This window comes from Thalassospira sp. Z349TD_5, from assembly GCF_056173045.1.
In genome coordinates this window covers 1,961,553-1,975,824 of sequence record NZ_CM149654.1, presented here as the reverse complement: position 1 = coordinate 1,975,824, position 14,272 = coordinate 1,961,553, and the positions used below count along the sequence as shown (strand labels likewise).

The window sequence follows — 14,272 nt, the reverse complement described above, 5'->3', positions numbered from 1 at the left end:
TCAGACTTGCATGATTTCCTGTTCTTTGTGCGACAGCGTCTCATCGATGTCGGAAATGACCTTATCGGTCAGCTTCTGGATCTCTTTTTCTTCGTCATGCATCTCGTCTTTGGAGATGTCGCTGTCCTTTTCCCATTTTTTCAGCTGGTCCATGCCATCGCGGCGGACGTTACGGACTGAAATTTTGGCTTGTTCGGCATATTTTCCGGCAACTTTGGACAGCTCGGCACGGCGTTCTTCGTTCAATGCCGGAATCGGAACACGAACAAGGGTGCCATCAGCCGCCGGATTGAGGCCAAGGCCAGAATCCCGGATAGCCTTTTCAACGGATTTGACCATGGTTTTGTCCCATACCTGAACCGAAAGCATCCGGGATTCAGGAACACTGACAGAAGCCACCTGATTGAGCGGGGTCGGAACGCCATAGGCTTCGACCATGACCGGCTCAAGAAGGCTTACACTGGCACGTCCGGTGCGCAGACCGGTAAATTCCTTGTGCAGTACTTCTACGGCCCCTTCCATACGGCGGGACAGGTCCTTTTTTAGGCCAGCAACGTCAGACACGTTCAGTCTCCATTCGAAATAATCGTAAACGTCCCCTTTGCAGAGACAACATCTGCGAAGGCACCCGGATTATGCAAAGAAAATACGATAACCGGAATATCATTTTCGCGTGCCAAAGAAATAGCCGATGCATCCATCACACGCAAATCTTTGGACAAAACTTCCATATAGGTAAGTGAGTCGTAACGCTCGGCGGTCGGGTCCGTTTTCGGGTCAGCGGTATAAACACCATCGACCTGCGTGCCTTTAAGCAGCGCATCACAGCCCATTTCAACCGCACGCAATGCCGCAGCAGTATCGGTGGTAAAGAACGGATTGCCTGTTCCCGCAGCAAAGATCACAACGCGACCTTTTTCCATGTGGCGAACAGCACGGCGGCGAATATAGGGTTCGCAAACGGAAGACATTGGAATGGCAGACTGAACGCGAGTCTGAACACCATGGCGCTCAAGCGCGTTTTGAACCGCGAGCGCATTCATGATGGTTGCCAGCATGCCCATGTAATCGGCTGTGGCACGTTCCATGCCCTGAGAGGCACCTTTGACGCCACGGAAAATATTCCCGCCGCCAATCACCATGCAAACTTCAGCCCCCATGTCATGAACGACCTTGATTTCGCTGGCAATCCGGTCGACCGTCTCAGGATCGATACCATATTGCTGTTTACCTAGAAGTCCCTCACCCGAGAGCTTCAAAAGGACGCGGCGAAATTTCAGCTGGTCGTTTTCTGCCATGTCTTCAATGCCTCTTAATGCCGATGTCACACATTCCCAAAACGACGGGGAATGCAAAATTCAGATATAAAAAGACCGGCGAGTAACAGGGCGGATTTGCGCTGCCGACCTCGCCGGTCTGGATCATACACGAAATGGCGCGTAACGCACCATTTCGAAAAGATGTTTTATTTGTTCAGCTGCTCAGCAACTTCGGCCGCAAAATCTTTCTCTTCTCGCTCGATGCCTTCACCGAGTTCGAAGCGAACAAAGCCCTTAAGGGTAATCGGCTTGCCAGCTTCTTTAGCGACATTCTCGATTACGTTTTTAACTTTGTTTTCGCCGTCAATCACGAAGGTTTGCTCAACAAGAACAACCTGCTCGTAATATTTACGGATACGACCTTCGATCATTTTTTCAATGATCTCGATCGGACGGCCCGATTCTTTAGCCTGTTCGGTCAGAACGGTTTTTTCACGCTCGACCAGTTCCGGATCAAGATCCGCAACGGTTGCCGAAGCCGGGTTGGTTGCCGCAATGTGCATCGCGATCTGTTTGCCCAGACCTTCGAGAACAGCAGCGTCAGCTTCGGATTCCAGAGCCACCAGAACGCCGATTTTACCGAGATCGGTAGCAACAGCAGAGTGGATGTAAGAAGCAACAACACCTTTTTCGACCGACAGGCCAGCCGAACGACGAAGCGACATGTTTTCGCCAATGGTGGCGATCATGTGGGTGACCTGCTCTTCGACGTTACGCGATGTGCCCGGGAAAGCAGCAGCTTTCAGCGCATCGACGTCGCCATCAACAGAAACGGCCTGAACGGCAATTTCGTTGACAAATTTCTGGAAGTCTTCGTTACGCGAAACGAAGTCAGTTTCAGCGTTCAGCTCGACAACAGCACCTTTGGTACCGTTAACCGCAACAGCAACAAGACCTTCGGCAGCAACGCGGCCAGCTTTCTTGGCAGCATTTGCAAGACCTTTGGTCCGCAGCCAATCAACAGCAGCGTCGACATTGCCATCGGTTTCGGAAAGCGCTTTTTTGCAATCCATCATGCCAGCGCCGGTGGTTTCGCGAAGCTCTTTTACGAGAGCAGCGGTAATAGCCATTTCTTAAAGCCCCTATTACGCAATCAAGTTAACACCTAAAGAAACGGCGGCATCCTAGCCGCCGTTTCCCCGGGTACAAAATGAAAGTTATGCGGAAGCTGCTTCTGCAGCTGCTTCTTTCGTCGCGTTCGCTTCAGCCGGAACTTCTTCCGCTTCACCGAGATCCGCGCCAGAAGCGGTCATTTCTTCCTGAATACCATCAAGAACAGAACCAACGAACAGATCGCAATACAGCTGGATCGCACGGATCGCATCATCGTTGCCCGGAACCGGGTACTGAACGTTCGCCGGGTCAGAGTTGGTATCGAGGATCGCAACAACCGGGATGTTCAGGTTCTTGGCGTCTTGAATGGCAAGTGCTTCTTTGTTGGTGTCAACCACGACGATGATGTCAGGAAGACCACCCATGTCCTTAATACCGCCCAGAGCGCGTTCAAGTTTGTCGCGCGAACGGGTCAGGTTCAGGATTTCTTTTTTGGTCAGACCTTCGGCACCCGAAGTCAGGATTTCGTCCTGTTCTTTGAGGCGTTTGATCGAATTGGAAACAGTATTCCAGTTGGTCAGCATGCCACCGAGCCAGCGATGGTTCACGTAGTACTGGCCGCAACGTTTTGCAGCTTCAGCAACGATCGGGGATGCCTGACGTTTCGTACCAACGAAAAGAACACGACCACCTGAAGCGGTAACGTCACGAACGGCCTGCATCGCACGATGCAGCATCGGGACAGTTTCCTGCAAGTTCAGGATGTGGATGTCGTTACGTGCACCAAAGATGAACTGCTTCATCTTCGGGTTCCAACGGCGGGTGTGGTGACCAAAGTGGACACCAGCTTCCATGAGCTGGCGCATGGTAAAGGTTGGCAAAGCCATGATAATTCCTACCTTTTTCCGGTTAATACCTCCGCGAAAGGGAATTTCATGCCTCATGCATGAAACACCGGATGGACGAGTTGCCATATGACGGCAGTCGCCGCTCTTTCGCGTGCGATGTTCGAGCGGGTTTTAATCCCGTCCCGTAAAGAATGCAAGCCCTAAAGTACCTGTAAATGCGCGGCTTGTGAACCTTTTGGGCATTCACATTCCGATTCCATTCGAAACCGTCAGATTTCCTCGGCAAATTCAACGCCCGGAATAGCCCCGATGGCGCCGATCAGAGATGGCCCGACCTTATAACTGTCCTCAAGCTCGATCTCGGCCATGCGGCCATCGCCACACATGGATGACAGGGTCACAAGGCCCCTTCCCTTACCCACCGTTTCCAGCAATTCGCGGATTTCTGAAACCGGATCAGGGTGGTTCAACCGAATGCGAATGCCTTCGGCCGCCCCTGAAACAGCCTGTTCAAGATCCTCTACGCGCTGACCTTGAATGCGCAGTTGCCCCTCGCGCATTTCAGCCGCAACAATCAACAGAACCGGCCGCCCGGCATTGATGATTTCCTTGTATGCCGCCCAGGCTTCTGCCCAGAAAGCAACTTCGAAGCTGCCGGTCGGATCGGAGAACATGACAAAGGCAAATTTCGAACCGTTCTTTTTCGAAATCATTTCACGGGCATTGATCAAGGTTCCGGCGAGTTTGATCGCCCCTTTATTCTGCGCACGCATGCGGGCAGGCAGTTCCTTGATCGGCGCAATGCCAATCCGCTGAATACTTTTGCCGAACGTATCAAGCGGATGGGCCGACAGGTAAAAGCCGATGGCCGAGAATTCCTCGGTCAGTTTTTCCATCGGCACCCAGTCACGCTCATCAGGCAGTTTGATCGCGTCCTTGGCAAAGGCGCTTTCGTCACCAAACATCGAAATCTGGTCATCATTGCGCGCCTGCATTTCGCGCTGGGCAACGGCAATGACTTTATCAACATGCTCCAGCATGACTTTGCGGTTGGTTGCCAGACAGTCCAGTGCACCGGCACGGACAAGGTTTTCAAGCAGTCGTTTGTTGACGGCCCGGCTATCGATGCGCGATGCAAAATCGGTAAGGTCTTTAAACGGCCCGTTGGCTTCGCGCTCGGCAACTAGGCTTTCCATCGCCGCATCGCCGACATTGCGGATTGCCGCCAGCGCATAGCGGATTTTACCGCCGCTCTCGTGGTTTTCGACCGAGAAGGCGACTTGCGAATGGTTGATGCAGGGCGGCAGAATTTCGATTTCAAGCCGTTCGACTTCTTGTTTAAACACCGCAAGTTTTTCGGTGTTGTGCATATCAAGCGTCATCAACGCGGCCATGAATTCGACCGGATAGTTGGCCTTTAGAAACGCAGTTTGATAGGCCACCAGCGCATAGGCAGCGGCGTGCGATTTGTTAAAGCCGTAGGATGCGAATTTGGCGACCTGATCAAAGATGTCGGATGCCTGTCCGCGATCAACACCGTTCTTTTCCGATCCTTCGACAAACAGCGACCGCTGCTTTTCCATTTCCTCGGCGATTTTTTTACCCATCGCACGGCGCAGCAAATCTGCACCGCCAAGCGAATAGCCCGCCATGATCTGGGCCAGCTCCATGACCTGTTCCTGATAGATCATGATGCCATAGGTTTCTTGCAGGATCGGCTGCAACATCGGGTGCATGTAGTCAGGTTCTTCCTGGCCATGCTTACGTGCGATGTAATGGGGGATATTGTCCATCGGGCCCGGACGATACAGCGCCACGACAGCGATAATGTCTTCGAGCGTATCTGGCTTCAGACCGCGCAAAACGTCCTGCATGCCTTGCGATTCAAGCTGGAACACGCCGACGGTTTCAGCGGCAGACAACAGCTTGAACGATGGACGATCATCAAGCTCAATGGCACTGATATCAAAATCTTGCGGGACGTCTTTGCGTTGACGCATCAAATTGACGGCTTCGATAATCACCGTCAGGGTCTTAAGCCCCAAGAAGTCAAACTTCACCAGCCCGGCATTTTCAACATACTTCATGTTGAACTGTGTCACCGGCATGTCCGAGCGCGGATCACGATACAGCGGCACGAGCTCATCAAGATCGCGGTCACCGATCACAACCCCGGCCGCGTGGGTCGAGGAGTTGCGGTACAGCCCTTCGATCTGCATGGCGATGGTGAGCAAGCGGTCGATGTCCGGGTCTTCACGCGCAATCCGGCGCAAGTCCGGCTCCATATCGATCGCTTCTTTGAGCGGGATCGGTTTGGCCGGGTCACCGGGAATCATTTTACAGATTTTATCGACATAACCATACGGGATGCTCAGCACACGCCCGACGTCACGCACGGCGGCCTTGGCTTGTAGCTTACCGAATGTGATGATCTGTGCAACACGATCATGACCGTATTTTTTCTGCACATACTCAATCACTTCGCCACGTCGATCCTGACAGAAATCGACGTCAAAGTCTGGCATGGACACACGTTCCGGATTGAGGAAACGTTCGAACAGAAGCGAGAACCGCAGCGGATCAAGATCGGTAATCAAAAGTGCATAGGCCACAAGCGACCCTGCCCCCGACCCACGGCCCGGCCCAACCGGGATTTCATGATCCTTGGCCCATTGGATGAAATCGGCAACGATCAGGAAATAGCCCGGAAAGCCCATCTGATTGATGATGCCAAGCTCATACTCAAGACGCGTCCAATAGGGTTTGGCCGTTTCTTCCTTATCCGCGTCAGACATGTCAGGGGTATAGACGTATTTTTCCAACCGGCCCTTAAGGCCCTCTTCGGACATATGGCGCAGTTCATCAACCTCGGTGCGGCCTTCGCCACAATCAAAGGGCGGCAGGATCGGATCGATTTTTTCGACGTGCCATGAACAGCGTTTGGCAATCGCCACGGTGTTGTCGCAGGCCTCAGGGATATCGGCGAACAGGTTGCGCATTTCATCTGCAGTCTTAAACCGGTGATCGCGCGTCAGTTTCCAGCGTTCATCCTGCCCGACGACCGCCCCCTGCCCGATACAGATGAACACGTCATGGGCTTCATACATTTTGCCCGACGGGAAATAGCAATTGTTGGTCGCAACCAACGGCACATCATGATCGTAGGCCAGCTTGATCAAACCCGGTTCGACCTGCTCTTCAAGCGCCTCACCGTGTCTTTGCAACTCGATATACAGGCGATTGCCAAAGATGCCCTTTAATTTCGTCAGGCAGGCTTCGGCCTTATCGACCTGTTCCTCGGCCAGAAGGCGCGCCAACGGCCCGGTTGGACCACCGGTCAGGCAAATCACATGGTCGGAATATTTTTCGATATGCTCATACAGCGCTTTGGGCTCGCTTCCGGCCTCAGACGTCATATGGGCGCGCGAAACAATTTTCAGAAGGTTGAAATAACCTTCCTTATTCTGGGCAATCAGAACAAGGCGGTCGGGCATCGGTTCGCGCATGATTTTGCCAACAGCAGGCTTATCACCAAACCGTTCAAAACCCATTTGCACGCCAAGGATCGGCTGAATACCCGCACCACTCATGGCGCCTGCGAAATCAAGCGCGCCAAACATATTGTCGGTATCGGTCATCGCAACGGCGGGTTGGCCGTCAGCTGCACAAAGACTGGCAAGCTCCTTCGTCGTGATGGCACCTTCGGCAAGCGAATAGTTGGTGTGAACACGCAGATGGACGAAACCGTTTTCCATCGTAATTTTACCCCGGAAAAGAAGACAAAAGACTGGTCACGCGGTATTTCACACAATGGCGAAACACCGCGTTTAATCAGCTTAGAGAATTTTGAGCCGTTGCGAAAGATCGCTTAGGGACAGAACCTAGGCGAGTTCGGCTGGATCAAGTTCGACCAAATGACCATCACGCAAGGTCACAACCCGGTCCATCTGGCTTGCCAGTGCAGGGTTATGGGTTGCGATCAAGGATGCCAGACCCGTTTCACGCACCAGTGACATCAACATGCCAAAGACAGTTGCCGCGGTTTGCGGATCAAGGTTCCCGGTCGGCTCATCGGCAAATAAAACGTCTGGCACATTGGCAAGGGCACGCGCAATGGCAACCCGTTGCTGCTCACCACCCGACAAGCGCGCGGGACGATGTTCAGCCCGGTTTTCAAGACCAAGACAGCGCAGGAGTTCAAGACCGCGCACTTCGGCTTCGGAGCGTTTCAGGCCATTGATCATTTGTGGCATGACGACATTTTCAATTGCAGAAAATTCCGGCAGCAAATGATGGTACTGATAGACAAACCCGATGTGGCGACGGCGCATTTCGGTCCGCGCAAGATCGGACAGATCCGTGCTGCGCTTACCGCCAATCGACACCAAACCGCCGTCAGGCTTTTCAAGCAATCCGGCAATCTGAAGCAAGGTTGATTTACCCGCACCCGACGGCCCGACAAGGGCGACAATTTCGCCCTGATGGATTTCAAGATCGACTGATTTGAGGATTTCAAGCTGATCGGGGCCCTGATTGAAAACACGATCAATCTTTTCAAGGCGCAGAACAACAGTGCGCGACCGTTCCTGAGCGGTTGTTTTGACCTGATCACTCATAGCGCAGAGCCTCCACCGGATCGAGACGCGACGCCCGCCATGCCGGATAAACCGTAGCAAGGAACGTCAGTGTGAGCGACATGACGCAAACCAGAACGACCTCGCCGGTATCCATATCGGCCGGCAGTTGCGACAGGAAATAGATTTCAGCATTAAACAAATCGGTGCCCGTCAGGGTCTGAATGAATTGGCGGATATTTTCGATGTTCAGGCAGAACAACACACCGATGATCAAACCACTCAGCGTGCCCAAAACCCCGATGGATGCACCCGCCAGGAAGAACACCTTCATGATTGATTTGCGGGTCGCCCCCATGGTGCGCAGGATGGCAATATCGCGTCCCTTATCCTTGACCAGCATGACCATGCCCGAAATGATATTGAAGGCGGCAACAAGAATGATCAATGTCAGGATCAGGAACATCACATTACGTTCAACCTGTAACGCATTGAAGAACCCGGAATTTGATTGTTGCCAATTGACCAGCCGCAACTTTTCACTGGCAAGCGTTGTCAACAGCGTATCCATGGTGTCATCGAGTGACGAGATATCATCAAGCATCACTTCAAAATGTGTGATTTTCTCGGGCAGGCGGAAATAAAGCTGTGCGGCAGACAGCGGCATAAAGATAAAGCCACTGTCATATTCATACATGCCAATATCAAACAGCCCGGCCACGGTATAGGCCCGTACACGCGGAACAGCACCAAATGCGGTGACATTGCCCTTGGGCGAAATCAGATTGACGGTATCACCGACCCCGACACCAAGCTTCATAGCAAGGCGTGCGCCCATGATGATGCTGTCATCGCCCTTAAAATTATCAAGCGACCCAAACACGATGTTATCGGCAATGGTTTTACGCTGTTTAACATCGTCAGGACGCATGCCGCGCACAATGGCACCGCTTGCCCGACCATTTTTCGATGCCATAACCTGTCCTTCAACGACAGGAACGGACAGCTTTACATTGCCGGTTTCAGCGATCTCTTTTTCAATCGCATCATAATTGGCAATGCCGTCATTGCTTTGTGCATAGACAGATATATGCCCGTTCAACCCTAAAATCCGACCAAGTAATTCGGCGCGGAAACCGTTCATGACCGACATCACAATAATCAGCGTTGCCACACCAAGCATGATGCCCAGCAACGAGAAAATGGCGATAACGGAAACGAAACCTTCCTGCCGACGTGGACGCAGGTAGCGAAAGGCCACCATACGTTCGAACGGACTGAACATGGGCACTCTATCCTTGTGGAAGCTGGTCAGGAAATGGCCCCGCATGCGTAAACATCAAACGAAGCCGGAAATCACAACGGGGCAGCGATTGCTGCCCCGTGTTTTAATATTTGATCAGGCGCTAAGCTGGTTCAGAGCGGCATCGAAGGTAACTTCGGTTTTCTCACCGCTTCTGCGGTTTTTAAGCTCAACCACACCGTTTTTAAGTCCCTTCGGACCAATGACGATCTGCCACGGCAGACCAATCAGGTCCATATCGGCAAATTTACCACCGGCACGCATGTCACGGTCATCATAAAGAACCTCGATGCCAGCATTTGTGAGCTTGGCATAGGCGTCTTCGCAGGCCGCGTCACAAGCATCATCACCAGTACGCAGATTAATCAGGCCAACCTTGTACGGGGCAACTGCGTCGGGCCAGATGATACCGTTTTCGTCATGGGATGCTTCGATAAGCGCACCAACAAGACGCGAAACGCCAATCCCGTAAGAGCCCATCTGAACCGGCGTATCCTTGCCATCCGGGCCAAGAACAGTTGCGCCCATCGGTTCGGAATATTTCGCACCGAAATGGAAGATGTGACCAACTTCGATCCCGCGCGTCGTCACCAGATCATCACCCAGTGACTTAACCGCATCCTGTTCTGGATCATGCATGTCCTCGGTCGCAGCGTAATCTTTAAGTGTCGTCTGCACCCAGCTTTCAAGGCCGGTACGGTCATTGAGGTCAACACCCTGCCCGCTCAGATCTTTTTCCAGCCATTTCTGATCGCAGAAAACTTCACTTTCACCGGTTTCGGCAAGAATGATGAATTCGTGGCTCAAATCACCACCAATCGGGCCGGTATCAGCCACCATCGGGATCGCCTTCACACCCAAACGGGTAAAGGTCCGGCAATAGGCCAGGAAAATCTTGTTATAGGTGTGACGCGCGCTTTCATAGTCGATGTCGAACGAGTAGGCATCCTTCATCAGGAATTCGCGGCCCCGCATCACGCCAAAGCGCGGGCGGATCTCGTCACGGAATTTCCACTGAATATGATAGAGCATCTGCGGCAGCTGCTTATAAGAACGCACATCATTGCGGAAGATATCGGTGATGGCTTCTTCGTTGGTCGGCCCAAACAGCATTTTACGATCATGACGGTCGGTAATGCGCAGCATCTCCAGACCGTAATCATCGTAACGACCACTTTCCTGCCAGAGCTCGGCGGGCTGAATGGTTGGCATCAGCAGTTCGTTAAAGCCGATCTTGTCCTGTTCTTCACGAACGATCTGTTCGATTTTCTTGAGAACACGGTGGCCAAGCGGCAGCCAGGAATAGATACCCGCCGTGAGCTGGCGGACCATACCAGCGCGCAGCATCAAACGGTGAGAAGCAATCTGGGCTTCTGACGGGGTTTCCTTCAGGGTCGGCAGAAAGAACTGGGAAAGACGCATCAATGCCTCGTGATGAACAAATCTGAATTGTTGGGTTTATGAATTACCTTGCCCGGAAAATGCGACAGCATCGCGCGAAACGCAAGCTGGAACTTATGTTATCTGATCGCAGTCTGGTTAGTTTCCAATGATGGCAAAACTACGATTGTCCGCGAAGGCCTGCATCTGTGTGTACAGATTGCCCCCATAACGCCCACCGGGCGACGTTATCTGAACCCCGCCTGACGACAGGCTTCGATCAATTCGGCACTTGCACCATCGTCGCCCAGCGGTTGATCGTTAAAATAAACCCGACCGTTACGATAGGAAATCTTGCCGATGCTTTGCTCGCCACTGACGCCATCAGGGACGGAAATCCCGGAATATTCGAAGAAATCAACCGTCACCGGAAACTCAATTTCCTTTGGCAAGGAGTTCAGAATGTTGCTGCCACCGTTAAGATCAGCCGGTGCAACCTTTTTGCCCCGCACATCCACACCGGACTGATAGGCAACATCGTCGTCGGGCACATGTTTGACCAATTGCTTACAGGCCGAACGCGTTACCGTGATGGTTGGCTTGGCGTCTTCGCCCTGCGGCAGTGCTGCGGCATCATTGCCCGCGCCAACGCCATCTTGCTGCGATGACGGGAAAGGAGAATCGGCTTGCGCCCACCCTGTAGAGGGCAAAACAGAAATCAGTGCAACCGATGCCAAGGCCTTTAATAGTCTGATGTTAAGACCAGAAACATGGCGTTTAATAGGTTTAGACAATGAGTTACCATTCATCTTTGAGTTTCACCCTATCTGTGTGCAATGCAGCATCGAATCATTTGTGAATATTCGTCAAAACATCTTGCATAAAACGGAAACATGTGGCTTTTTAGTCCTCCGCTAACGGCGCAAGATCGTTGCGGTAGGCGTATCGCAGCCGCTCATAAAATTGCGGGAGGCTTTGTTGCCAATAAGCATACAAGAAGCAGGCGCGACGTCGAATTAAAACCTGTGCTAGATGCCCAGGTCTTAGGAGGAAGCATAAGAAGATTACGGGAAAAACAGCTATAAAAATAGTATCTTAGCAAGATCCTTTGGATCTTGCTTTTTTTTGGTTTATCGCCTTCTCGACCATTTTTGTGCAGCCCCAAACGACAAAACCCCGCAACATATGTGCGGGGTTTTCTGTTTTGGCAAAGGATCAAAACGCTTATTGTGGCGGACGGACTTCAATCATACCGCTGGTGATCACGAACCATGCCACCACCCATAAAATGCCTGAAATGGCACTGGTGGCCAGAACCTTTTTCCACATATGAGCTTGCTGCGGTGCGCCACTGTCATGACCGGCTTCGACATTTTCGGTGCGTTTGACGCCAAAGGGCAACACCATAAACAGAACCAGCCACCAGATGACGATATAGACCAGAGTTCCGGAAAACCAGTTCATGAAATGCTCTTTTTGTTGATGGTGAAGCGTGTGTCGATCACTTGATCAGATTGCGGGGCGGTTAATCGGGAGCCCCACAATCAGCTAAACCTGTTCGAGTTCAACCAGTGTGCCGTTGAAGTCCTTGGGATGCAGGAAAAGAACCGGTTTGCCATGCGCCCCGATTTTCGGATCCCCGTCGCCAAGTACGCGCGCGCCAGTCGCTTTAAGCTTATCACGCGCGACCAGAATATCATCGACCTCGTAACAGACATGATGAATACCACCAGAGGTGTTCTTTTCAAGGAACCCCTTTATCGGGGAATTTTCCCCCAGCGGATACAACAATTCAATCTTGGTGTTGGGCAGTTCAACAAAAACGACCGTTACCCCGTGATCCGGTTCATCTTGCGGTTCGGAGACCTTAACCCCCAGCACATCGCGATATTGCGCAATGCTTGCCTCAAGGTCGGGGACTGCGATGGCGACATGGTTCAGCCGTCCGATCATATTCTTACTCCTGCAAAGTGATCTGCCCGATCGCTTCTAATCTAGGTTAGCGTTAGCACCCGTGACAATTGCCCATTTGGTCGAATATGGCCACCAAACGGGATTTCAAAGCCCCTTTCTATTCCTTAACGCGGACCAGATGGACTTCGATCAGCGGACGCTTGCCAAGACGCTGACGCACAGGACGGCGTAAGGCTTGGCGGATCGCCAGGATCACAGAAGAATCATCAAGGACTTCCTCATCACCCAGCCGATCTACCCGATTGCCGATCTCAGCAGCAAAATGATCAAGACGGACATCGTCATCTGCCTCATCAAACAGGCTAGGTGCGGAAATCATCGGGTCCTTGACCATTTCGCCAAACTGATTGAGCACCACGGTGACAAACATCACGCCATTCCAGACGATACGATTGCGGTTACGGATGGTGTTTGCATCACGTTTGAGCAAACGACCGCCATCAAGTGCAAGAATGCCAGCTTCGGCCACACCAATGACCTGTGAATTGCCTGGCGATAGACGGATGACCGTCCCATCATGGGGGATCACCTGTTCAGGGATCTGGCATTCTGCCCCAAGGGCGGCCTGTTCGCACAAATGGCGAGTTTCACCGTGCACAGGGATCAGGATTTTTGGACGGGTCAATTGATACATCCGTGCCAAGTCCTGACGGCCCGGATGCCCCGATACGTGGATCGGTTCATCGCGTGCGGTAATGACCTTAATGCCACGACGGATCAAAAGGTTCTGGATATAGCCGATGGATTTTTCATTACCGGGAATCTCACGCGCAGAGAACACCACCGTATCGCCCGGATCGAGTTCGACCATCGGGTGATCGCCCTTGGCAATGCGCGAAAGTGCAGCACGCGGTTCGCCCTGTGACCCGGTGCAGAGAAACAGCACCTGATCCTTGGGCACTTCCATCGCGTCCTGATCGGTCAAAAGGTTCGGATAGGATGTCAGATAGCCGACTTCGCGGGCCGCCTCAGTCACACGATACAGCGAGCGGCCGACCAAACCAACACACCGGTTGTTTTCGTGGGCCGCTTCGATCACAGACTGCAGACGCGCAACATTGGTCGCAAAACACGCAATCGCGATACGTCCTTGCGGATGTTCGGCAAACAGTTTCGACAAATTCTTGGCAACATCGCCTTCGGAGCCAGCTTGGCCTTCGGAAAAGACATTGGTTAAGTCACAGACCAGCGCCATAACACCCTCGTCGCCAAGCTCTTCAAGCTTTTTGACATCGGATGCTTCGCCAATCTGCGGATCAGGGTCAAATTTCCAGTCGCCGGTATGAACGATCAACCCCTTGGGCGTGCGAATGGCCAAGGCATTGGGCTCAAGGATCGAATGTGTCATGGTGACAAATTCGATGTCAAAGCACCCCAAGGTAAACCGACCGCCCAGTTCGATCACATGGATCGGAACTTCGTCGGCAAAATCGGTTTCCGAGAGCTTGGCTTTAAGGAAAGCTGCGGCAAAGGGCGTCGCATAGATCGGGCACTTAAGGCGTTTCCACAAATACGGAATGGCCCCAAGGTGATCTTCGTGTGCGTGGGTCAGAACCAGCCCAAGAAGCTTGTCCTTACGCTCCTCGATAAAGGTTGGGTCGGGCATGACGACATCGACACCTGGCAGGCCTTCCTCGCCAAAGGAAACCCCCATATCGACCATCAACCACTGATCATCATACCCGTAAAGGTTCATGTTCATGCCGATCTCGCCAGAACCGCCTAGCGGCACAAACAGCACTTCGTCTTTTGGCAAATACAAATCCACGGACGGTCTTCCTTTACATTCGGCATTCTGATCAGGCGGGGCTTATGCCCCTG

The 14,272-nt window shown here is 52.5% G+C and carries 12 protein-coding genes; all 12 read right to left on the bottom strand.

The features are described 5' to 3' along the window. Window positions 1–564 (bottom strand): ribosome recycling factor, encoded by a 564-nt coding sequence (frr, locus tag AC0VXT_RS08895; protein WP_101300630.1) that lies wholly within the window; start codon window positions 562–564, stop codon window positions 1–3. Window positions 565–566: 2 nt separating this feature from the next. After that, window positions 567–1,298: a UMP kinase gene (gene pyrH / locus AC0VXT_RS08890; protein ID WP_022732371.1), complete on the bottom strand. Its 732-nt coding sequence runs from the start codon at window positions 1,296–1,298 to the stop codon at window positions 567–569. Between the two features lie 167 nt (window positions 1,299–1,465). Then, window positions 1,466–2,389 (bottom strand): translation elongation factor Ts, encoded by a 924-nt coding sequence (tsf, locus tag AC0VXT_RS08885; protein WP_475548336.1) that lies wholly within the window; start codon window positions 2,387–2,389, stop codon window positions 1,466–1,468. 87 nt (window positions 2,390–2,476) lie between these two features. Beyond that, window positions 2,477–3,259 carry a 30S ribosomal protein S2 gene (gene rpsB / locus AC0VXT_RS08880; protein ID WP_022732373.1) on the bottom strand — a complete coding sequence of 261 codons (783 nt, stop codon included), beginning with the start codon at window positions 3,257–3,259 and terminating at the stop codon, window positions 2,477–2,479. 230 nt (window positions 3,260–3,489) lie between these two features. Next, on the bottom strand, window positions 3,490–6,975 hold the full coding sequence (dnaE, locus tag AC0VXT_RS08875) for a DNA polymerase III subunit alpha (protein ID WP_475548335.1): 3,486 nt from the start codon (window positions 6,973–6,975) through the stop codon (window positions 3,490–3,492). Between the two features lie 126 nt (window positions 6,976–7,101). Beyond that, window positions 7,102–7,836 (bottom strand): ABC transporter ATP-binding protein, encoded by a 735-nt coding sequence (locus AC0VXT_RS08870; protein ID WP_022732377.1) that lies wholly within the window; start codon window positions 7,834–7,836, stop codon window positions 7,102–7,104. After that, window positions 7,829–9,079, bottom strand: coding sequence for a lipoprotein-releasing ABC transporter permease subunit (locus AC0VXT_RS08865; RefSeq protein WP_022732378.1), 1,251 nt, complete (start codon window positions 9,077–9,079; stop codon window positions 7,829–7,831). Before AC0VXT_RS08865 ends, AC0VXT_RS08870 begins: the two co-directional genes overlap by 8 nt. A 114-nt stretch (window positions 9,080–9,193) precedes the next feature. Next, a complete protein-coding gene (proS, locus tag AC0VXT_RS08860) occupies window positions 9,194–10,519 on the bottom strand; it encodes a proline--tRNA ligase (protein WP_102782810.1) in 1,326 nt (441 codons plus the stop codon). Between the two features lie 206 nt (window positions 10,520–10,725). Then, on the bottom strand, window positions 10,726–11,271 hold the full coding sequence (locus tag AC0VXT_RS08855) for a hypothetical protein (protein ID WP_475548334.1): 546 nt from the start codon (window positions 11,269–11,271) through the stop codon (window positions 10,726–10,728). Between the two features lie 430 nt (window positions 11,272–11,701). After that, window positions 11,702–11,941, bottom strand: coding sequence for a DUF1467 family protein (locus tag AC0VXT_RS08850; RefSeq protein ID WP_022732382.1), 240 nt, complete (start codon window positions 11,939–11,941; stop codon window positions 11,702–11,704). A gap of 84 nt (window positions 11,942–12,025) precedes the next feature. Next, window positions 12,026–12,430 carry a methylmalonyl-CoA epimerase gene (gene mce / locus AC0VXT_RS08845; RefSeq protein ID WP_475548333.1) on the bottom strand — a complete coding sequence of 135 codons (405 nt, stop codon included), beginning with the start codon at window positions 12,428–12,430 and terminating at the stop codon, window positions 12,026–12,028. A gap of 118 nt (window positions 12,431–12,548) precedes the next feature. Beyond that, the gene (locus AC0VXT_RS08840) at window positions 12,549–14,219 is read right to left on the bottom strand and encodes a ribonuclease J (protein WP_475548332.1); all 1,671 of its coding nucleotides are present in this window, start codon (window positions 14,217–14,219) and stop codon (window positions 12,549–12,551) included. Window positions 14,220–14,272 lie beyond the last annotated feature (53 nt).